Origin of the sequence: Streptomyces lacaronensis (assembly GCF_047337785.1) — a bacterium.
In the GTDB taxonomy this organism is placed as follows: domain Bacteria; phylum Actinomycetota; class Actinomycetes; order Streptomycetales; family Streptomycetaceae; genus Streptomyces; species Streptomyces lycopersici.
This window is the reverse complement of sequence record NZ_JBLHDK010000003.1, coordinates 8,610,179-8,629,809: the sequence shown is the minus strand read 5'-3', so window position 1 is coordinate 8,629,809 and position 19,631 is coordinate 8,610,179. Positions and strand designations below refer to the sequence as shown.

General features: G+C 71.0%; 20 protein-coding genes and 1 pseudogene. 4 read left to right on the top strand and 17 right to left on the bottom strand.

Annotated features, from left to right (window positions below):
* Positions 1-15: 15 nt before the first annotated feature.
* Positions 16-272: pseudogene (locus ACMTAK_RS37160) on the bottom strand (DUF397 domain-containing protein).
* A complete protein-coding gene (locus ACMTAK_RS37155; protein ID WP_413810214.1) occupies positions 269-619 on the bottom strand; it encodes a helix-turn-helix domain-containing protein in 351 nt (116 codons plus the stop codon). The pseudogene ACMTAK_RS37160 and the gene ACMTAK_RS37155 overlap by 4 nt, the downstream one beginning before the upstream one ends.
* Between ACMTAK_RS37155 and ACMTAK_RS37150 the strand changes: the two genes are divergently transcribed.
* Positions 620-1,036, top strand: coding sequence for an ATP-binding protein (locus ACMTAK_RS37150; protein WP_413810213.1), 417 nt, complete (start codon positions 620-622; stop codon positions 1,034-1,036).
* On the opposite strand, the gene ACMTAK_RS37145 is transcribed toward ACMTAK_RS37150, so the two are convergent.
* Positions 1,001-1,576 (bottom strand): TetR/AcrR family transcriptional regulator, encoded by a 576-nt coding sequence (locus ACMTAK_RS37145; protein ID WP_413810212.1) that lies wholly within the window; start codon positions 1,574-1,576, stop codon positions 1,001-1,003. The two genes, ACMTAK_RS37150 and ACMTAK_RS37145, sit on opposite strands and share 36 nt — an antisense overlap.
* A 116-nt stretch (positions 1,577-1,692) precedes the next feature.
* Here ACMTAK_RS37145 and ACMTAK_RS37140 point away from each other — a divergent pair, with 116 nt between their 5' ends.
* Entirely contained in the window at positions 1,693-2,631 is a 939-nt protein-coding gene (locus ACMTAK_RS37140) for a DMT family transporter (protein WP_413810211.1), read from the top strand.
* A gap of 185 nt (positions 2,632-2,816) precedes the next feature.
* Positions 2,817-4,043: a TerD family protein gene (locus ACMTAK_RS37135; protein ID WP_413813109.1), complete on the top strand. Its 1,227-nt coding sequence runs from the start codon at positions 2,817-2,819 to the stop codon at positions 4,041-4,043.
* A 19-nt stretch (positions 4,044-4,062) separates the two neighbouring features.
* Here the strand turns inward: ACMTAK_RS37135 and ACMTAK_RS37130 are convergent, their stop codons facing one another.
* From ACMTAK_RS37130 to ACMTAK_RS37120, 3 genes are all read right to left on the bottom strand, one after another.
* Entirely contained in the window at positions 4,063-5,097 is a 1,035-nt protein-coding gene (locus tag ACMTAK_RS37130; RefSeq protein WP_413810210.1) for an LLM class flavin-dependent oxidoreductase, read from the bottom strand.
* Between the two features lie 72 nt (positions 5,098-5,169).
* Positions 5,170-6,618 carry an alkaline phosphatase PhoX gene (locus ACMTAK_RS37125; RefSeq protein WP_413810209.1) on the bottom strand — a complete coding sequence of 483 codons (1,449 nt, stop codon included), beginning with the start codon at positions 6,616-6,618 and terminating at the stop codon, positions 5,170-5,172.
* Between the two features lie 422 nt (positions 6,619-7,040).
* Positions 7,041-8,558, bottom strand: coding sequence for a hypothetical protein (locus ACMTAK_RS37120; protein WP_413810208.1), 1,518 nt, complete (start codon positions 8,556-8,558; stop codon positions 7,041-7,043).
* A gap of 394 nt (positions 8,559-8,952) precedes the next feature.
* Here ACMTAK_RS37120 and ACMTAK_RS37115 point away from each other — a divergent pair, with 394 nt between their 5' ends.
* Complete coding sequence (locus ACMTAK_RS37115) at positions 8,953-10,779, top strand: endonuclease/exonuclease/phosphatase family protein (RefSeq protein WP_413810207.1); 1,827 nt, start codon at positions 8,953-8,955, stop codon at positions 10,777-10,779.
* A 139-nt stretch (positions 10,780-10,918) separates the two neighbouring features.
* Here ACMTAK_RS37115 and dapD read toward each other — a convergent pair whose 3' ends face one another.
* From dapD to ACMTAK_RS37060, 11 genes are all read right to left on the bottom strand, one after another.
* Positions 10,919-11,908: a 2,3,4,5-tetrahydropyridine-2,6-dicarboxylate N-succinyltransferase gene (dapD, locus tag ACMTAK_RS37110; protein ID WP_413810206.1), complete on the bottom strand. Its 990-nt coding sequence runs from the start codon at positions 11,906-11,908 to the stop codon at positions 10,919-10,921.
* Between the two features lie 44 nt (positions 11,909-11,952).
* The gene (locus ACMTAK_RS37105; protein WP_413810205.1) at positions 11,953-12,522 is read right to left on the bottom strand and encodes a TetR/AcrR family transcriptional regulator; all 570 of its coding nucleotides are present in this window, start codon (positions 12,520-12,522) and stop codon (positions 11,953-11,955) included.
* Complete coding sequence (locus ACMTAK_RS37100; RefSeq protein WP_262702694.1) at positions 12,522-12,842, bottom strand: DMT family transporter; 321 nt, start codon at positions 12,840-12,842, stop codon at positions 12,522-12,524. Before ACMTAK_RS37100 ends, ACMTAK_RS37105 begins: the two co-directional genes overlap by 1 nt.
* 108 nt (positions 12,843-12,950) lie before the next feature.
* On the bottom strand, positions 12,951-13,289 hold the full coding sequence (locus tag ACMTAK_RS37095) for a metal-sulfur cluster assembly factor (RefSeq protein WP_037949638.1): 339 nt from the start codon (positions 13,287-13,289) through the stop codon (positions 12,951-12,953).
* Positions 13,286-13,750: a Fe-S cluster assembly sulfur transfer protein SufU gene (sufU, locus tag ACMTAK_RS37090; protein ID WP_413810204.1), complete on the bottom strand. Its 465-nt coding sequence runs from the start codon at positions 13,748-13,750 to the stop codon at positions 13,286-13,288. Before sufU ends, ACMTAK_RS37095 begins: the two co-directional genes overlap by 4 nt.
* Positions 13,751-13,761: 11 nt before the next feature.
* Complete coding sequence (locus ACMTAK_RS37085) at positions 13,762-15,018, bottom strand: cysteine desulfurase (RefSeq protein WP_413810203.1); 1,257 nt, start codon at positions 15,016-15,018, stop codon at positions 13,762-13,764.
* Entirely contained in the window at positions 15,015-15,779 is a 765-nt protein-coding gene (gene sufC / locus ACMTAK_RS37080) for a Fe-S cluster assembly ATPase SufC (protein ID WP_216340892.1), read from the bottom strand. Before sufC ends, ACMTAK_RS37085 begins: the two co-directional genes overlap by 4 nt.
* A gap of 7 nt (positions 15,780-15,786) precedes the next feature.
* Positions 15,787-16,110, bottom strand: a complete 324-nt coding sequence (locus tag ACMTAK_RS37075) for a bifunctional 3-phenylpropionate/cinnamic acid dioxygenase ferredoxin subunit (protein WP_262702696.1) — start codon at positions 16,108-16,110, stop codon at positions 15,787-15,789.
* Entirely contained in the window at positions 16,107-17,276 is a 1,170-nt protein-coding gene (gene sufD / locus ACMTAK_RS37070; RefSeq protein WP_413810202.1) for a Fe-S cluster assembly protein SufD, read from the bottom strand. Before sufD ends, ACMTAK_RS37075 begins: the two co-directional genes overlap by 4 nt.
* A gap of 92 nt (positions 17,277-17,368) precedes the next feature.
* Positions 17,369-18,790, bottom strand: a complete 1,422-nt coding sequence (gene sufB / locus ACMTAK_RS37065) for a Fe-S cluster assembly protein SufB (protein ID WP_413810201.1) — start codon at positions 18,788-18,790, stop codon at positions 17,369-17,371.
* On the bottom strand, positions 18,787-19,587 hold the full coding sequence (locus ACMTAK_RS37060; RefSeq protein ID WP_037949651.1) for a helix-turn-helix transcriptional regulator: 801 nt from the start codon (positions 19,585-19,587) through the stop codon (positions 18,787-18,789). The genes sufB and ACMTAK_RS37060 overlap by 4 nt, the downstream gene beginning before the upstream one ends.
* Positions 19,588-19,631 lie beyond the last annotated feature (44 nt).

Sequence of the window (19,631 nt, the reverse complement as noted above, 5' to 3'; positions counted from 1 at the left end):
CGAGCGCGCTCAAGGTCAAGCGACGCCCCGCGCGAAGGCGACGAAGTCGCCCCACGCGGCTGCGGGGAACGTAAGGTTCGGGCCGTCGGTGTTCTTGCTGTCCCGGACGTGCACGGTGTCGGGGCGGCACGAGGCGACCTCGCGCACTCGCCACCGTTTCCCGCGCAGTAGCTGCTCTTACGCCAATCCATGGCGACCTCGATGCATGCGCCGCCCTCGCTACCGCTGTAGCTGCTCTTGAACCACATCAACTTGCCTATGTCATTGCTCATAGCTCCCCCAGCAACTTCTCGATGAAGAAGGATGACTCCCGTGGCGTGAGAGCCTGCGCCCGGATGAACCCATATCGCGCGGCAATAGGGCGGACCTCTTCCCGGTCGGTGAGCAGGGCGCTGCGCCCCTGGCCTTCGAGGTACGCGAGCTGCTCACGATGCGCAAGCTCCTCCTTCATCGCCTCCAGTACGCCGCCCGCACCCAGCACCTCATCGGCCTTGTCGACCAGCTCTGGCTTGGGAATGCGCCGCCCGCACTCCACCGACGCCACCTGGTCCGCGCTGTACCCGACGAGCGCCCCTAATTCCGCCTGGGTGAGCCCGGCCCGTTCCCGGAACAGCTTCACTTGCTTACCGAAGCCCCTCAGGAACGGGGACCGTTCCGTACCCGCCATGTCGCATCCCTCCCATCACAGACCGCGACCCTGATCGCCAGTGAGCTGGCCGCCAACGCCGTACGGCACGGCCGCGTCCCGGGGCGGGACTTCCACGTACGGCTGACCGCGCCCCTGGGCGGCGACACCCCCGGAACGATCCGCATCGAGGTGTCGGACACCCGCACCGAGAAGCGGCCCACGCTCACCACCGCCGCGCCCGACGCCGAAACCGGACGCGGCCTGCATCTCGTCTCGCAGCTCGCCGAGCGCTGGGCGGTCGGGCCCCGCTCCGGCGGCGGGCCCGGGAAGACCGTATGGGCCGAGATCGCGACCGAGACCAAACCGTCAGGCTCAGGTCCGGGCCCGCTCCAGCGCCCGCACGGCTAGCCGCCGCGCGATGCCGACCGCGTCGGCGACCACCGAGAGCCCGTTCAGCACCGTGGCGCCCTCGTGGAGCAGCAGCAGCTCGTCCGCCAGATCATCCGGGGCCGTCACGCCCGCCTCCTCGCACAGCTGCCGCAGATATCCGCGCAGCCATCGCTTCTGCTCGGCGATCACCTGCCGGGCCGGATGGGCGGCGTCCGGCAGTTCGGCCGCCGCGTTCACGAAACCGCAGCCGCGGGGGTTCTCGCGGCGCACCCACTCCGCGAGCGCGTCGAACGTGGCGAGGGCGCGATCCGCCGGGGGCGACTTCTCGACCTCGGCGGTGAGCCACGCCCGCCACCGCTCATCGCGCTCCCGCAGATACGCGGCGACCAGGGCCTCCTTGGAGCCGAAGCGGTCGTACAGCGTCTTCTTGGTGACTCCGGCGCGCTTGGCGATCAGATCAACGCCGACGGCGTTGATCCCCTGTCCGTAGAACAGCTCGGCGGCGGTGTCGAGGATGCGCCGCGCGGCAGGGGTGAGCACTCCCGTAGACGCTTCCATGCCGTGATCACCTCCGGGTCGGGGTTGACGTGTATACCGATCTGTTTAGTCTAGTGGATGAGGGAGTAAACAGATCGGTATAGCCCGAGTCGACCCCAACCAGAGCGAGGACCCCCATGCCCGTCAGCGCCGCCGTCACCGCCATCGGCCTCGTCGTGATGTGGAGCTCCGGCTTCATCGGAGCCGAGCTCGGCACGCGGGAGGCCGCCGCCGACACCCTGCTGATGTGGCGCTTCCTCGCGGCGGCGGCGGTCCTGGGCGGCGCCTGGGCGCTGCTGAGGCGCCGCAGATTGCGCCCGCGCGCCATCGCCGAGCAGACGGCGATCGGCGCGCTCTCGCAGGGCGGCTATCTCGGTGGGGTCGTCTGGGCGGTCGGGCTCGGCGTCCCGTCCGGCACCACCGCGCTGATCGCCGCGCTGCAACCGCTGGCGGCGGGGGCGCTGGCCGGGCGGCTGCTCGGGGAGACGGTCAGCCCGCGCCAGTGGGCGGGGCTGGCCATCGGCCTCGGCGGGGTCGCGCTCGTCGTCCAGGGCGATCTCTCGGCGGGCCCGGCCGCCGCCCCGGCCTGGGCGTACGGCCTGCCCTTCGCGGCGATGGCCGCGTTGCTGGCCGCGAGTTTCCTCGAACGAAAGGCACGGGCGCCGCTCGACCCCATGGACGCCATACCGCTCCACTGCCTCGTCAGCGCCATGCTGTTCACCGGGGTCGCCGTGGCCGGAGGCCATGCCACGCCCCCGCCGAGCGGGACCTTCTGGACGGCGGTGGCCTGGACGTTCCTGCTCTCCACGGTCGGCGGCTACGGCTTCTACTGGCTGAGCCTGCGCCGCAACGGCGTCACCCGCACCAGCGCGCTGATCTACCTCACGCCCCCGACCACGCTGGTGTGGGCGTACGCGATGTTCGGGGACGCGCCCGGGTGGACGGCCCTCGTCGGCATGGCCGTGTGCGTGATCGGCGTGACGGCGGCCACCGCGCGCCGCCGCCCCGACCGGTCAGCGCGGCTCGCGGAGGATCGAGTCCGTGATCGAGCGGTGTCGCGGGTGCCGGCCGAGTAGCTCGCGGGCGCGGCGCGCCCGTACGCGGCTGTTGGAGCCCAGGGCGTGCCGGGCGAACCGGGGGTCCCCGAACCGGGACGACGCCGGCCCGGGGTCGATCGCGGCGGGACAGGCCACGGGAGAAGTCACTCCGCAGGTCAAGGAACCGTAAAGCGGGGACGTTCGTTACCCCGGGCATGACCGCTATGACACCCGGCTCGAACCTCCCCCTCTCCGTCGCGCGCGTGGCGGTTGACGTCACCGCTCCGGTGCGGCTCGACGTATCGGGCCTGCTGCTCACCGCCAACGGCAAAGTGCGTTCCGACGACGACTTCGTCTTCTACAACCAGCCCGCCGGACCCGGCGTGACCCACCGCGCCGGGACGGCGGGCGCGGGCGACACCATCACCGTGGACACCGCCGCCGTCCCCGCCGACATCGAGAAGATCGTGGTGACCGCGAGCCTGGACGCGCCCGGGGCGACGTTCGCGGGCACCGAGCCGACCGCCACCGTGCGCGGCGCCGACGACGGCGCGGTGATCGCCGCGTTCACCCCGCCGCGGCTGGGCAACGAGACCGCGCTGGTGGTCGTGGAGGTGTACCGGCGCAATGGGGCGTGGAAGGTGCGCGCGGTCGGGCAGGGGTATGCCAACGGTCTGGCGGGCATCGCCACCGACTTCGGCGTGACGGTCGAGGAGCCCGCCGCCCCGGCCGCCCCCGCCGCCCAGACGCCGCCCCCGCCGAGCGGCCCGCCCGCCGGTTTCCAGCCCCCGCCGCCGATGCCGTCCGCGCCCCCGGCCGCCCCGCCCGCCGCCGCGGCCGCCCCGCCCGCCGCCGCGGCGGCCCCGGCCACCGGGAAGATCAACCTGGACAAGGGCCGGGTCAGCCTGCAGAAGAACCAGACGGTGTCCCTGGTCAAGGGCGGCCGCCCGCTGCTCAGCTCGGTGAAGATGGGCCTGGGCTGGGAGCCCGCGTTCCGCGGCAAGGACATCGACCTGGACGCCTCCGTGATCGCCTTCGGTGTCGACCGTAAGAAGATCGACGCCTGCTTCTTCGGCAAGCTGGCCATCCTGGGCGGCGCCATCCAGCACTCCGGCGACAACCTCACCGGTGAGGGCGGAGGCGACGACGAGTCCATCACCGTCCACCTCGGCGGCCTCCCGCCCGAGGTCACCGGCCTGGTCTTCACGGTCAACTCCTTCTCCGGCCAGAAGTTCACCGATGTGGCCAAGGCGTACTGCCGCCTGCTCGACGCCCAGACCGGCGAGGAACTGGTCCGCTTCGACCTCACCCACGCCGAGCCGCGCACGGGCGTGATGATGGCGAAGCTGATCAAGCAGTTCTCGGGTGAGTGGGAGATGACCGCGATGGGCGAGTACGTGGACTCGCGCACCGTCCGAGGCATGGCCAAGCCCGCCGGCAAGGCTCTGTGAACCAACCCTTCGCCACTGGTCAACGGGCGCCGGTTGCCACCAGGCCGCCCGACAGCCCCGCCACGCGGGCCAGGCGGCGGTAGGAGTCCAGGAGGGCATCGCGGTCGTAGGTGCTCGTCGTGACCAGCACCTCGTCGGCGTCGCTGCGCTCGATCAGCTCGTCGAGCGCGGCGGCGACCTCGTCCTCCGTGCCGTACAGCTGGCCGCGCAGGCCGCTCTCGTAGAAGCCGCGCTCCTTGTCGGTCATCTCCCGGGCCTCGATCTCCGGGGCCGGGGCCAGGGGCGGGAAGACGCCGTGGGTGCGGGAGTGGGCCATCGACCATGCCTCGGGGAGCAGCAGCCGGCGGGCCTCCTCCGTGGTGTCGGCGACCGCGACATTGCCCGAGACGACGACGTAGGGGGCGGAGGACCACACGGAGGGGCGGAAGCCCGTGCGGTAGCGGTCGATCGCGCGCAGCATCTCGTCCCGGCCGCGTAGATCGCCGATCACCAGGGACAGTCCGGCCCGCGCCGCCAGCTCCGCGCCGGCGCCGGTGGCCAGGACGAAGACGGGCAGCCGCAGCCCCTCCGCCGGGTGGGCGTGGACCTGGGGGTGAGCGTCCTGCTCACCGGTGAACCAGCCGAGCAGCTCGCCCAGTTGGGCGCCGAAGTCCCGCGCGGCGTCCTTCTCGGCGCCCAGGGCGCGGCGGATGCCGTCGGTGAAGCCGACGGAGCGGCCCAGGCCCATGTCGATCCGGCCCGGGAAGAGGGATTCGAGGACCCCGAACTGCTCGGCCACGACCAGCGGGCGGTGGTTCGGCAGCATCACGCCGCCCGTGCCCACGCGGATGCGGACCGTCGCCGCCGCGACGGCGGACGCCAGCACCGTGGGCGCCGAACCGGCCACGCCGGGCACGCTGTGGTGCTCGGAGACCCAGAAGCGGTGGTAGCCGAGCGCCTCGGCCTGCTGCGCGAACCGTACGGTGTCGCGCAGCGCCTGCGACCGCTCCCGCCCCTGGCGGGTGCGGGAGCGGTCCAGGATGGAGAAGGGGGTGGTGCGCAGGCGTGAGGTCACGCTCACGTCAACGCGTGCCCTGGCCGGGACGATTCCCCCGGCCTCGGCGGCGTCAGCCCCCGGCCATGGCTCTCAGCCCTGGCGGCGCCAGGGGCCGGTGATCGCCAGCATGATGCCCGGCACCTGGATGTTGGCGTACAGCGTCGATCCGTCGGGCGAGAAGACCACGCCGGTGAACTCGCTGAACTCCGGCTCCTCCGCGCTGCCGATGTTCAGGTCGTTGCGCGCGATCGGGTACGTCCGGCCGTCCTCGGTGGCGCCGAAGAGGTGCTGGATGCCCTCGCCGTCCTCGGCGATGACCAGACCGCCGTACGGCGAGACCGTGATGTTGTCCGGGCCGTCGAAGGCGCCGTCCTTCGACGGGTCGGGGTTGACGCCCAGCAGCACCTTGAGGGTGAGGGTGCGGCGCTTGGGGTCGTAGAACCAGACCTGGCCGTCGTGCTGGACCGGGCTCTCCTCACGGGCGTACGAGGAGACGATGTACGCGCCGCCGTCCGCCCACCACATGCCCTCCAGCTTGCGGGCCCGGGTGATCTCGCCGTCCTTGAACTGCTTGCGCACCGACACCGACTTCGCGTCGCGGTCCGGCACCGGCTCCCAGTCCACGCCGTAGACCGTGCCGGTCTTGGTGGCGCGGGACAGGTCGTCCACGAAGTTGCCGCCCGAGTCATAGCACTTGGGCGCCTGGAGCACGCCCGCGTCGTCCTTGAGCGTGTCGAGCTTGCCGCGGCCGTGCTTGAAGCCGTGCGGCGGGACCCAGCGGTAGAGGAGGCCGTTCGGTCCGGAGGCGTCCTCGGTGAGGTAGAGGTGGCCGCGCCCCGGGTCCACGACGACGGCCTCGTGGGCGTACCGGCCCAGGGCCTTGATCGGCTTCGGGTCGCGGTTGGCCTTGCGGTCGTGCGGGTCGACCTCGAAGACGTAGCCGTGGTCCTTGGTCATGCCGTTCTGGCCGGCCTTGTCCTCGGTCTCCTCGCAGGTCAGCCAGGTGCCCCAGGGGGTGCGGCCACCGGCGCAGTTGGTGGCGGTGCCCGCGATGCCCACCCACTCGGTGACGTGGTCGCCGTGCTTGGAGACCTCGACGACGGTGCAGCCGCCGGAGGCCGCCGGGTCGTAGACCAGGCCCTCGGTCAGCGGGACCGGGTGCGGCCACTTGCTGCGGGGACCGCCCAGCTCGTGATTGTTGACCAGCAGCGTCGCACCGCGCGGACCTTCGAAGGTGGCGGTGCCATCGTGGTTGGACGGGGTGGACTCGCCGGACTCCAGCTTCGTCTCACCGGTACGGGTGATGATCTTGTAGCTGAAGCCCTTGGGGAGGGCCAGGATGCCCTTGGGGTCCGCGATGAGCGGACCGTAGCCGAGCGACGAGCCGCCCTGGCCCTCGACCCCCGCGACGCCCTCCTCGGTCGCCTCAGCGGCGAGCGCGCCGGGTGCGGTGGCGAGCACCCCCGCACTTCCGACCAGGGCGAACCCGGCCCCGGTGTACGCGGAACGCCTCGCGAAGTCTCTTCGGCTGAGCGGCATGTCTTCTCCCGTAACGCAGGATGGTGTCCTCCGGACTGCGGCCATACGTTTCCGTCCCCGGCCGAACATCAGTTGAACGGCGCGCGACATCAGCGGACGAATGGCCGCCGATCCCTTATACGGCGCGCAAAGCGTTACGGCTCTACAACGGCGACGGTTACTCCGCGTCCGCGGGCGTCACGCCCCGCCTCCCGGGAGCGCACCGCGGGTCACCGCCAGGCACCGGCCGCGCCCCTCGGTGCCGCGAGCGGGGCCCCGCGCGGGTGGCAACACGAGGCGCCGGGCCGGCGCGCCCGCGCCGGTCCGCACGGCGACGCGCGGGTGCGCGGGCACAGGGGCACACGGGCAACACGGGCACACGGGCACCCGGAAGGCGACACGGGCGGGACTCCGGCGGACCCGCGCGGGCCCGCGCGGAGCGACTACGCCCGGGAGCGGGCCTTGAAGGCCGCCTTGCGGGCCTCCTTCGCGGCCTTCTTGTCGGGGTGCAGGCGCCCCATCGCCTCCAGCACGTCCGCCGTCGCCGGGTGGTCCACCCGCCAGGCCGAGTCGAAGAAGCTCCCCGACTGGTCGACCAGACCCCGCACCAGGTCGCGCAGCTCCGCCGAGTCGCCCTCGGAGGCGAGCTGGGCCGCGAGGGTGTCCACGGTGAGCCAGAAGACCATCTCCTCCGACGGCTCCGGGACGCCCGCCACCCCGTGCTCGGCCAGCCAGACCCGGGCCAGCCCGCCCAGGTGGCGGTCGTCGAGCACCTCGCGCAGGGCGGGCTCGGCCTCGGTCCCGGCCAGCGAGAGGGTCTGCTGGCAGGTGAGGCGGCGCAGCGGCGCGTCCTCGTCGTCGCCGCGGGCGGCGGCCAGCAGCTCGCGGGCGGCCTCCTCGGGCGTACGGCGGGCCAGCCACTGCTCGGCCTCGGCCTGCGCGGCGGGCTCGGGGTGGCCGGGGAGGGCGTCCAGCAGGATGTCGGCGCCCTTGTCGGCCAGGTCGCCGACGGCCGGGGCGTCGATGCCCGCCTCGAGCATCCGGGCCCGTACGGCGTAGACGCCGAGCGGGGTGAGCCGCACCATGCCGTAGCGGGAGACGTCCTCGTCCTCGAGCTCCTGGGCCGTCCCGGGCTCCTGGATCCGGCCCTCGCCGTCGACCTCCTGGATCAGCGCCTCGTCCACCGGCTGGTAGTCGACGAGGCCGGTCGGGGCGAGCAGCCGGAACTGGTCGTCCAGCCGCACCATCGCCTCGGAGACCTCTTCGAGGATGTCGTCGGTGGGCTCGTCCATGTCCTCGGGCACGATCATGGAAGCGGCAAGGGCGGGCAGCGGTACGGGGGCCGTGGCGGCCTCCTCGTCCAGGGCGGTCAGCAGATAGAGGTTGCCCAGCACCCCGTCGAGGAATTCGGCCTCCTCCTCCGGGTTCCAGTCGAGCGCGTCGAGGTCGAGCTCACCGCTCTCGCCGATCTGGGCGGCGATGTCGCTCAGATCGGGGGCGGCGGCGTCGGCCAGCACCATCTCGAAGCCGTCGAGCCAGATGTCCAGGACGTCGCGCGGGCCGCCCTCAGTGATCAGCCGCAGCTCCTCGCCGCTGGTCGCGACGGCGGAGAACTCGTCCTCGGCCGTCGACTCACCCCCCGCGTCAGCACCGGCACCGTCGCCGTCGCCGTCGGCCCCCGTCGGCTCCTCGATCTCGACCAGCCCGGTGTCCACCGCCAGCTGCCACGCCTGCGCCGCGCACAGCGACCCGTCCTCGTCCCCCGCGAGCTCCAGCAGCTCGGTCGCCTCCCGCAGCTCGCCCTCCGGCAGCGCCCCGCCCGACGCCACCGGCTTCCCCTGCTCGGCCCAGCGGGCGAGCCGGACCGCGCGGGCGAGCAACGGCGCGGCGAGTGCGTCCCGCGCGAGTTCCGCGTCGGTGCGAAGCCGCACGGGCGGCATGGTGGGGCGCTCTTCTGGCATGGGCGGACGTCACTCCTCGAGGGCAAGGAAGTCGCGGGCGCGGAGGTCGCGGGCGCGAATGCGGGGCTATGGGGCTATGGGGCTGTGGGGCCATGGGTCCACGGGACCGTGGACCCATGGGGGTACGGCGGTGCGGGGTGTACCGGCGCGGGTGCGCGGATACGGCCCGGACCCCAGCGTAGACGGAACGGGACGGCACTTTCGTCCCGATGTGGTCTGCGCCCGTCCCGCACCCCCTCCCGCACCACATCCCGCGGCCCTCGTTCATGTCTCCGTCCCGCTTCCGCCATACCCGGGCCACCCGTCCTCCCTTGACAACTTCCGTGGCGAGGAAAGAGATTGACGCGCGTAGAGGCCCATTCCTCGCCGTTCACTCCTTCCGGAGGCCACCACCATGTCCCTTCGCGCCCCGCGCGGACCCGTCGCCCGCACCGCCGTCGCCGCCTCCGCCCTCGCGGCCGGGCTGCTCGCGGTACCCTCGTCGGCCTCCGCCGCCGAGGTCCGCATCCATGACATCCAGGGCAGCACCCGGATATCCCCGCTCGCCGGACAGCAGGTGAGCGACGTCCCCGGCACGGTCACGGCGATACGCGCCTTCGGTTCCTCGCGCGGCTTCTGGATCCAGGACACCCGGCCCGACAAGGACGCGGCCACCAGCGAGGCGATCTTCGTCTTCACCGGGTCGACCACGCCCTCGGTCGCCGTGGGCGACTCGGTGCTGGTCTCCGGGACGGTGTCCGAGTACTACCCGGGCGGCAAGGACGCCGGCGGGCAGTCGCTCACCGAGCTCTCCAAGGCGACCTGGACGGTCCAGTCCTCCGGCAACGCGCTGCCCGCCGCCTACCGGCTCACCCCCTCCACGATCCCCGACCGCTACGCCCCGGACGCCGGTGGCGACTCCATCGAGGGGCTGACGCTGCGGCCGCGCTCGTACGCCCTGGACCGCTACGAGTCGCTGGAGGGCATGCGGGTCTCGGTCGAGAACGCCCCCGTGGTCGGCGCGACCAACACCTACAAGGAGCTGTGGGTCACCGCCGAGCCCCGCCACCGGCGCACCGCGCGCGGCGGCGCCCTCTACAGCTCGTACCGCGACCCGAACGCGGGCCGGGTGAAGGTGGTCTCGCTCCTCCCCTACGCCCAGCACCCCTTCCCCGTGGCGGACGTCGGCGACGCGCTGACCGGCACCACGGCCGGGCCGATGGACTACGACAACTTCGGCGGCTACACGATCGCGGCCACCGCGATGGGCGAACTGGCCGACCACGGCCCGCGGCGGGAGACCACCCGTGAGCAGAAGGCGGACGAACTCTCCATCGCCACCTACAACGTGGAGAACCTCTCCCCCAAGACCGCCCAGTCGAAGTTCGACCGGCTGGCCACCGGCCTTGTGGAGCACCTCGCCTCGCCGGACATCGTCGCCCTGGAGGAGGTCCAGGACGACAACGGCGCGACGAACGACTCGGTGGTGAGCGCCGACGCCACACTGAAGAAGCTCACCGACGCGATCAAGGCGGCGGGCGGTCCCGCGTACGAGTGGCGGCAGATCAACCCGGTGGACGACCAGGATGGCGGCGAGCCGGGCGGCAACATCCGCGTGGCGTTCCTCTACAACCCCGAGCGGGTCTCCTTCACCGACATCCCCGGCGGCGACTCCACCACCCCCGTGAAGGTCGAGCAGAAGGGCGGCAAGGCCACGCTGTCGGCCTCCCCCGGCCGTATCGACCCGGCGAACGGCGTCTGGAAGGACAGCCGCAAGCCGCTGGTCGGGCAGTTCTCCTTCCGGGGCCGCCCGGTGTTCGTGGTCGCGAACCACTTCAACTCCAAGGGCGGCGACCAGGGCCTGGACAGCCGCTTCCAGCCCCCGGCCCGCTCCTCGGAGGTCCAGCGCACCGGGCAGGCCACGGCGGTCAACACCTTCGTCAAGGCGCTGCGACACGCCGACCCGAAGGCGTCGGTGGTCGTCGCGGGCGACCTCAACGACTACCAGTTCTCGCCCGCGCTGGCCGACCTCACCAAGGGCGGTGTACTGACGGACCTGGTGACCCGACTGCCGAAGGACGAGCGCTACGGCTATGTCTACAACGGCAATTCGCAGGTGCTGGACCACATCCTGACCAGCCGCGCGCTGCGCCGCGCCGACTACGACATCGTGCACATCAACGCCGAGTTCGCGGACCAGTCCAGCGACCACGACCCACAGGTGGTGCGAGTGCGCCCCTGAGGGGCGCTTTCCGGGCGTGTTGTGGGCAATCGTCACTCCCCCAGCTACCGCTGGGGGGTGCCCCCTGGCGGGACGGGTGGGCACAACACCACCCACCGGCCCGCACCCGACAACGAACCCAAAGAGCGCGCGCCCAACCTCAGTTGTGGCTGTGCAACGCCTCGTTCAACCCGCCCCAAGAACCCGTCCGAGGCAGCGCCTCCACCGCGCCGGTGATGGAGTTGCGGCGGAAGAGCAGGTTGTTGACGCCGGAGAGCTCCAGGGCCTTGGCGATCTTGCCGTCCGGGAGCGTGATGCGGGTGCCCGCCGTCACATACAGCCCCGCCTCGACGATGCAGTCGTCGCCGAGTGAGATGCCCAGGCCCGCCTCGGCGCCGAGCAGGCAGCGCTCGCCGATGGTGATCGTCTGCTTGCCGCCGCCGGAGAGCGTGCCCATGATCGAGGCGCCGCCGCCGATGTCGGAGCCGTCGCCGACCACGACACCCGCGCTGATCCGGCCCTCGACCATGGAGGTGCCGAGCGTGCCGGCGTTGAAGTTGACGAAGCCCTCGTGCATGACCGTGGTCCCGGGGGCGAGGTGGGCGCCGAGGCGGACCCGGTCGGCGTCGCCGATACGGACACCGGCGGGGACGACGTAGTCGGTCATCCGGGGGAACTTGTCGACACTGGTCACCGACAGCTGAAGCCCCTCGGCGCGGGCGGCGAGCCGGGCCCGCTCCACCTGGTCGGCGGGGACCGGGCCGAGCGAGGTCCAGGCCACGTTGGCCAGCAGGCCGAACTGGCCGTCCAGGCTCAGGCCGTGCGGCTTGACCAGCCGGTGGCTGAGCAGATGCAGCCGCAGATAGACATCGTGGGCGTCCCTGGGCTTCTCGTCGAGCGAGGCGATGACCGTGCGGACGGCGACGACCTCGACGCCGCGCCGGGGGTCGGGTCCGACCGCCTTGAGGGCGGTCTCGCCCAGCAGCCGAGTGGTGTGCTCGGCGTCGAGCCGCTCGGTCCCGGCCGGGCCGGGTTCGGCGGTCAGCTCGGGGGCCGGGAACCAGGTGTCCAGGACAGTGCCGTCCTCGGTGAGGGTGGCGAGACCGGCGGCGACGGCGCCGGTGGGGGCGGTGGTGGGTGCATCGGTCATGGTCAGAACGCTAACCGGAGCCGGGCCCGGGAGGCGAACCGGTCTCAGCGAGCGGGCGGCGCCTCGTCGCCGTCTCCGCCCATGATCCGCGCCAGCGACGCGCTGGTGCTCTCCCGGTCGTACGGCCGGTCCGCCAGCAGCACCTGCAAGGTCAGCCCGTCGATCAGAGCCACCACCGCGCGCGCCGTGGCCTCGTCGGGCACCAGTCGCGTCAGCATCCGGGCCATCTCGTCCAGGCACTCGGCGGCGAGCGGCCGCAGCCCCTCGTGGCGCAGCGCGGCGAAGTACAGCTCGTACTCCAGCTCCATCCGCGCCCGGTCGCCCGTGATCTGCTCCCCCAGCCACCGGGCCAGCTCGTCGGCGGGCGGTGCGGCCGGATCGACGCCCTCCACCCATTGCCTCACCTCCGCCAGCCACTCCGCGTTGATCTGGCGGAGCGCCGCAGTCAGCAGGTCGTCGAGGGTCGCGAAGTGGTAGGTCGTCGAGCCCAGCGGCACATCGGCCGCGGCGGCCACGGCCCGGTGGCCGAGCCCCGCGATGCCGCGCTCGCGGACCACGGCGGCCGCGGCGTCGATGATCCGCTGCCGCCGCTCGGGGTCGTAGCGGCGGCCCATCAGTGGGCGCCGTTCAGATTGAGCACCACCACACCGGCGATGACCAGCAGCACGCCGAGCACCTTGGCGGCGGTCATCGCCTCCCCCAGGAAGAGCATGCCGATCGCGGCGATGACGGCGGTCCCGGCCCCGGCCCATATGGCGTAGGCGGTGCTGACGGAGATGGTCTTGAGCGTGTGCGCGAGCAGTACGAAGGACACCAGATAGCCGGCGCCGGTGGCCAGCGAGGGCCAGAGCCTGCTGAAGCCTTCGCTGTACTTCATCGAGGTGGTCGCCAGGATCTCGGCCAGGATGGCCCCGGAGAGCGTCACATATCCCATGCGTACAATCGTACACATCGTTGCGTACGGGCGTACGCAACGATCCACGGCATACGAAACGGCCCCCGCGCCGGAGCGCGGGGGCCGTTTCGACAGGCCCAGGAGCCGTCAGACGTTGAAGCCGAGCGCCCGCAGCTGCTCACGCCCATCGTCCGTGATCTTGTCCGGGCCCCACGGCGGCATCCAGACCCAGTTGATCCGCAGCTCGTTCACGATGCCGTCGGTCGCGGACTTGGCCTGGTCCTCGATGACATCGGTCAGCGGACAGGCCGCCGAGGTGAGCGTCATGTCGATGGTGGCGATATTGCCGTCGTCGACATGGATGCCGTAGACGAGACCGAGGTTGACCACGTCGATGCCCAGCTCGGGGTCCACGACGTCGTACAGGGCCTCGCGGACCTCTTCCTCGCTGGCGGGCTTGGTGGTGGTGGCGGCGTTCTCAGTCATGCGGTCTTCCCTCCGGCGGTCTCGCCCAGTGCCTGGGCCGTGGCGTCCTTCCACGCCATCCAGCTCAGCAGGGCGCATTTCACCCGGGCCGGGTACTTGGAGACACCGGCGAACGCGATCGCGTCCTCCAGCACCTCCTCCATGGCGTCGTCCGGCTCGGTCTTGCCCTTGGACTGCATCAGCTCCAGGAAGGTCTCCTGGATTCTGCGGGCCTCGGCCAGCTCCTTGCCCACCAGCAGCTCATTGAGCACCGAGGCGCTGGCCTGGCTGATGGAACAGCCCTGGCCCTCGTAGCTCACGTCCTTGATGGTGTCGCCGTCAAGCCGCACCCGGAGCGTGATCTCGTCACCGCAGGTGGGATTGACGTGGTGTACCTCTGCGTCGCCGTTCCTCAGCCCCCGGCCGTGGGGGTTCTTGTAGTGGTCCAGGATCACGTCCTGGTACATCGAATCCAGCTTCACGCGGCACGCCCCTACCCGAAGAAGTTCCGTACGTGCTCCAGGCCCTCCACCAAGGCGTCGACCTCGGCGGGCGTGGAGTACAGATAGAACGACGCTCGGGTGGTCGCCGGAATTCCGTAGCGCAGGCATACGGGGCGGGCGCAGTGGTGGCCCACCCGGACCGCGATCCCCTGCTCGTCCAGTACCTGGCCCACGTCGTGGGGGTGGATGTCACCGAGCGTGAAGGAGATCGTGGCACCCCGCTCCTCGGCCGTGGTGGGGCCGATGATGCGCAGGTCCGGCACCTCCAGGAGCCTGCCGACCGCGTAGTGCGTGAGGGCGTGCTCATGGCGGGTGATGTTGTCCATGCCGATCGAGGTGAGGTAGTCCACGGCCGCGCCGAGGCCGACGGCCTGGGCGATCGGGGGCGTACCGGCCTCGAACTTGTGCGGCGCCGGGGCGTAGGTCGACGAGTGCATCGAGACGGTCTCGATCATCTCGCCGCCGCCGAGGAACGGGGGCAGGTCCTCCAGCAGCTCCTGGCGGCCCCACAGCACCCCGATACCGGTCGGACCGCACATCTTGTGGCCGGTGAAGGCCACGAAGTCGGCCTGGAGCGCCTGCACGTCCAGCAGCATGTGCGGGGCGGCCTGGGAGGCGTCGATCACCACGAGGGCGCCGACGTCCTGGGCGCGGCGGACGATCGCCTCGACCGGGTTGACCGTGCCGAGGATGTTGGAGACCAGCACGAACGAGACGACCTTGGTCTTCTCGGTGATGATCTGCTCTATCTCCGACAGGTCGAGGCGGCCGTCCTCGGTGAGGCCGAACCACTTCAGCTTCGCGCCGGTGCGCTGCGAGAGCAGCTGCCACGGAACGATGTTGGAGTGGTGCTCCATCTCGGTGATGACGATCTCGGTGTCCTGGTCCACCCGGTAGGGCTCATCGGCCCAGCCGAGCATGTTGGCCACCAGGTTCAGCGACTCCGAGGCGTTCTTGGTGAAGATCACCTCGTCGCGGCTGGGAGCGTTGATGAAGGTGGCGACCTTGTCGCGGGCGCCCTCGTACAGCGCCGTGGCCTCCTCGGCGAGCACATGGACGCCCCGGTGCACATTGGCGTTGGAGCGCTCGTAGTAGTCGTTCAGCACGTCCAGCACCTGGCGCGGCTTCTGCGAGGTCGCCGCGTTGTCCAGGTAGACGAGCCGCTGGCCGTCGTGGACGACCCGGTCCAGGATCGGGAAATCCTTACGGATCGCCTCGGTGTCGAGGAGGCCCGGCAACTGTGTCACTCGGACGCGCCTCCCTTCACGTACGCCTCGTAGCCCTCTTCCTCCAGCTTGTCGGCGAGCTCGGGACCGCCGGACTCTGCGATCCGGCCCGCCGCGAAGACGTGGACGTGGTCGGGCTTGATGTACCGCAGGATGCGGGTGTAGTGGGTGATCAGCAGGGTGCCCACCTGGCCGGACTCGCGGACCCGGTTGACGCCCTCGGAGACCACCCGCAGCGCGTCCACGTCGAGGCCGGAGTCGGTCTCGTCGAGGACCGCGATGGCCGGCTTCAGCAGCTCCAGCTGGAGGATCTCGTGGCGCTTCTTCTCACCGCCGGAGAAGCCCTCGTTCACGTTCCGCTCGGCGAAGGAGGGGTCGATGTGGAGGCGCTCCATGGCCTCCTTGACCTCCTTCACCCAGGTGCGGAGCTTGGGTGCCTCGCCGCGGATCGCGGTCGCGGAGGTACGCAGGAAGTTGGAGACCGAGACGCCGGGGACCTCGACCGGGTACTGCATGGCGAGGAAGACACCGGCGCGGGCGCGCTCGTCGACGGACATCGCGAGCACGTCCTCGCCGTCCAGCGTCACGGTGCCGCCGGTGACCGTGTACTTCGGGTGACCGGCGAGCGAGTAGGCCAGGGTGGACTTGCCGGAGCCGTTGGGGCCCATGATGGCGTGCGTCTCGCCCTGCTTCACGGTCAGGTCGACACCGCGCAGGATCTCGCGGGGGCCGCCTTCGGCGTCGACGGAAACGTGCAGGTCGTGAATCTCAAGCGTGGCCATGGGTGCCTCAGGACTCCTGGGTGACGGAGACGAGCACATCGTCCCCTTCGATCTTTACGGGGTATACGGGGACCGGGCGCGTCGCGGGGAGGCCGGACGGCTTTCCGGTGCGCAGGTCGAAGCTGGAGCCGTGCAGCCAGCACTCGATCTGGCAGTCCTCCACCTCGCCCTCGGACAGCGAGACGTTCGCGTGCGAGCAGATGTCGTTGACCGCGAACACCTCGCCCTCGGTGCGCACCAGAGCGACCGGCACGCCCTCGAGCTCGACCCGCTTCGGGGTGTCTTCCTCGAGTTCGTCCAGCGCACAGGCGCGTACGAAGGTTGGGGTCATCCTACGGACGCCTCCAGCTCGGCCTCGATCTTGGCGATGAGCCGCTCCTCCAGCTCGGGGAGCCCGATCTGCTGGACGAGCTCGGCGAAGAAGCCGCGGACCACCAGGCGGCGGGCCTCATCGGCCGGGATGCCGCGCGCCATCAGGTAGAACAGCTGCTCGTCCTCGAAGCGGCCGGTCGCGCTCGCGTGACCGGCGCCGACGATCTCACCGGTCTCGATCTCCAGGTTCGGCACCGAGTCGACGCGGGCGCCGTCGGTGAGGACCAGGTTGCGGTTGAGCTCGTAGGTGTCGGTGCCCTCCGCGGCGGCCCGGATCAGCACATCGCCGATCCACACCGCGTGCGCCTCCGCGCCCTGCAGCGCGCCCTTGTAGGCCACGTTGCTGCGGCAGTGCGGGGTGTCGTGGTCGATGAAGAGCCGGTGCTCCTGGTGCTGGCCGTTGTCGGTGAAGTACAGGCCGTAGAGCTCGGCCTCACCGCCCGGGGCGCCGTAGACGACCCGCGGGTGGAGCCGCACCAGATCGCCGCCGAAGGTGACGACCACGGACTTGAAGGTGGCGTCCCGGCCGACCAGCGCGGTGTGCTGACCGGCGTGGACCGCGGTGTCGTCCCAGTCCTGGACCGAGACCACGGTGAGCTTGGCGCCGTCGCCGATCAGGTACTCCACATTGGCGGCGACCGTGGCGTCACCGGTGTGGTCGATGACCACGACCGCCTCGGCGAAGGCGCCGACCTCGATCACCTGGTGGCCGAAGGCGGTGCCGCCCTCGCCGTGCACGGCGATCCGCACCGGCTCGGTGAGCACCGTCTCCTTGGGCACCGAGACGATCGACGCCTTCTCGAAGGAGCTGTACGCCTGCGCCGCCACCCGGTCCACCGGCTTGCCGGCCTTCCCCAGGCGCTCGTCGTCACGGCCCACGGTCTCGACGGTGACGCCCGCGGGGGCGGTCACCTCGACCTTGACGCCGCCGTCGGCGACGGCCGTGCCGTCGTGGAGACCGCGCAGCCGCTCCAGGGGGGTGAACCGCCAGTCCTCCTCGCGGCCGTGGGGCACCGGGAAGTCGGCCACGTCGTACGACGCGGGCGCGCTCACCCGGGCATCGGTGGGCTGGCCCACCTGGATGACGCCGTCCGTGGTGGATCCGGCCGGGATGGTTTCAGCCATGGCTGTCGTACTGCTCTCTTTCTGCCTGATGGGCCTGAGTGGGGTGCCCGGGCGGAGGACTTCGGCCCCCGCCGGGCGGAGAGGGGGTGGCGTCAGCCGACCGCGCCCTCCATCTGCAGCTCGATCAGCCGGTTGAGCTCCAGCGCGTACTCCATGGGCAGCTCGCGCGCGATCGGCTCGACGAAGCCGCGCACGATCATCGCCATGGCCTCGTCCTCGGACAGACCACGGCTCATCAGGTAGAAGAGCTGGTCGTCGCTGACCTTGGAGACGGTCGCCTCATGGCCCATGGACACGTCGTCCTCGCGGACGTCCACATACGGGTAGGTGTCCGAGCGGGAGATCGTGTCGACGAGCAGGGCGTCGCACAGCACATTGGACTTGGAGCCCTCGGCGCCCTCGCCGATCTCGATCAGACCGCGGTAGGAGGTGCGGCCACCGCCGCGCGCCACCGACTTGGAGACGATGTTCGACGAGGTGCGGGGGGCCATGTGGACCATCTTGGCGCCGGCGTCCTGGTGCTGGCCCTCGCCCGCGAAGGCGATGGACAGGGTCTCGCCCTTGGCGTGCTCACCCATCAGGTAGACGGCGGGGTACTTCATGGTCACCTTGGAGCCGATGTTGCCGTCGACCCACTCCATGGTCGCGCCCTCGTAGGCCACGGCGCGCTTGGTGACCAGGTTGTAGACGTTGTTCGACCAGTTCTGGATGGTCGTGTAGCGGCAGCGGGCGCCCTTCTTGACGATGATCTCAACGACCGCGGAGTGCAGCGAGTCCGACTTGTAGATCGGCGCGGTGCAGCCCTCGACGTAGTGGACGTAGGCGTCCTCGTCGACGATGATCAGCGTCCGCTCGAACTGGCCCATGTTCTCGGTGTTGATGCGGAAGTACGCCTGGAGCGGGATCTCCACGTGCACGCCCTTCGGCACGTAGATGAACGAGCCGCCGGACCAGACCGCCGTGTTCAGCGAGGCGAACTTGTTGTCGCCCGCCGGGATCACGGTGCCGAAGTACTCCTTGAAGAGCTCCGGGTGCTCCTTGAGCGCGGTGTCGGTGTCCAGGAAGATGACGCCCTGCTCCTCCAGGTCCTCACGGATCTGGTGGTAGACGACCTCGGACTCGTACTGGGCCGCGACACCCGCGACGAGGCGCTGCTTCTCGGCCTCCGGGATGCCCAGCTTGTCGTACGTGTTCTTGATGTCCTCGGGCAGCTCCTCCCAGGAGGCGGCCTGCTGCTCGGTGGAGCGGACGAAGTACTTGATGTTGTCGAAGTCGATACCCGACAGATCCGAGCCCCAGGTGGGCATGGGCTTCTTGTCGAAGAGCCGCAGGCCCTTCAGACGGAGCTTGAGCATCCACTCCGGCTCGGACTTCTTCGCCGAGATGTCGCGTACGACCTCCTCGGAGAGGCCGCGCTTGGCCGAGGCGCCGGCCACGTCGGAGTCGGCCCAGCCGTACTCGTAGTTGCCCAGACCCTCGAGCTCGGGGTGAGCGGTCTCCGTGGGGAGAGTCATTCGGGGTTCCTCCCGGCCGTGCTGGCAGATGCGGTGGTGGTCTTGGTAGTGCTGGTGTCGGTCTTCTCGACCTTGCCGGTCTTCGGAACGAACGTCGTGCACACCCCGTCGCCATGGGCGATGGTGGCCAGACGCTGCACATGGGTTCCGAGCAGCTGGGAGAAGACCTCGGTCTCCGCCTCACACAGCTGCGGATATCGCTCGGCTGCGTGGGCGACCGGGCAGTGGTGCTGGCAGAGCTGTTCGCCGACCGGCGCGCTGCGCGCCGTAGCAGCGTACCCGTCCGCGGAGAGTGCTCCGGCGAGCGCTTCGGTGCGGCTGCCGGGGGCAGCGGCCTCGACGGCGCCGCGGTACTCCTCCGCCTGGGCGGCGAGCCTGGCGCGGGCGAACGCCGCGACCGCGGCACGCCCCGCCTCGCCGCCTCCGGCGCTCTGCTCGATCCAGCGGAGAGCGTCGACGGCGAGCTTGTCGTAGGCCTGGTCGAAGGCGTCGCGACCGCAGTCGGTGAGCGCGAAGACCTTGGCCGGGCGGCCGCGCCCCCGCGCCCCGTACACCCTCTTCTCCCGGGGCTCGACGACGCCGTCGGCGACAAGGGTGTCCAGGTGGCGGCGGACGGCCGCCTGGGTCAGCTCCAGCCGCAGGGCGAGCTCCGCCGCGGTGGAGGGACCGTGGTCGAGAATGGAGCGCGCCACCCGGTTGCGGGTGCCGTGCTGCTCTTCCGGCGCGGACGCGGGCGTGCCAGACCGCGCGGCCGCTTCAGCCGCGCGTTCGTTCGGAGCCTCGCTCGCGTATTTCACAACGCCATTGTTGCGTAATTCTCCGGCGATCCACAAGCGGGGGA

Bases quoted from the DNA above. Each gene is read 5' to 3' on its own strand.
- ACMTAK_RS37135 (WP_413813109.1), top strand. From the start codon at position 2,817: ATGACACCCGGCTCGAACCTCCCCCTCTCCGTCGCGCGCGTGGCGGTT.
- sufD (WP_413810202.1), bottom strand. From the start codon at position 17,276: ATGGCTGAAACCATCCCGGCCGGATCCACCACGGACGGCGTCATCCAG.
- ACMTAK_RS37145 (WP_413810212.1), bottom strand. From the start codon at position 1,576: ATGGAAGCGTCTACGGGAGTGCTCACCCCTGCCGCGCGGCGCATCCTC.
- ACMTAK_RS37115 (WP_413810207.1), top strand. From the start codon at position 8,953: ATGTCCCTTCGCGCCCCGCGCGGACCCGTCGCCCGCACCGCCGTCGCC.
- ACMTAK_RS37105 (WP_413810205.1), bottom strand. From the start codon at position 12,522: ATGGGCCGCCGCTACGACCCCGAGCGGCGGCAGCGGATCATCGACGCC.
- dapD (WP_413810206.1), bottom strand. From the start codon at position 11,908: ATGACCGATGCACCCACCACCGCCCCCACCGGCGCCGTCGCCGCCGGT.
- ACMTAK_RS37120 (WP_413810208.1), bottom strand. From the start codon at position 8,558: ATGCCAGAAGAGCGCCCCACCATGCCGCCCGTGCGGCTTCGCACCGAC.
- ACMTAK_RS37100 (WP_262702694.1), bottom strand. From the start codon at position 12,842: ATGGGATATGTGACGCTCTCCGGGGCCATCCTGGCCGAGATCCTGGCG.
- ACMTAK_RS37075 (WP_262702696.1), bottom strand. From the start codon at position 16,110: ATGACCCCAACCTTCGTACGCGCCTGTGCGCTGGACGAACTCGAGGAA.
- ACMTAK_RS37095 (WP_037949638.1), bottom strand. From the start codon at position 13,289: ATGACTGAGAACGCCGCCACCACCACCAAGCCCGCCAGCGAGGAAGAG.
- ACMTAK_RS37125 (WP_413810209.1), bottom strand. From the start codon at position 6,618: ATGCCGCTCAGCCGAAGAGACTTCGCGAGGCGTTCCGCGTACACCGGG.
- ACMTAK_RS37140 (WP_413810211.1), top strand. From the start codon at position 1,693: ATGCCCGTCAGCGCCGCCGTCACCGCCATCGGCCTCGTCGTGATGTGG.
- sufC (WP_216340892.1), bottom strand. From the start codon at position 15,779: ATGGCCACGCTTGAGATTCACGACCTGCACGTTTCCGTCGACGCCGAA.
- sufB (WP_413810201.1), bottom strand. From the start codon at position 18,790: ATGACTCTCCCCACGGAGACCGCTCACCCCGAGCTCGAGGGTCTGGGC.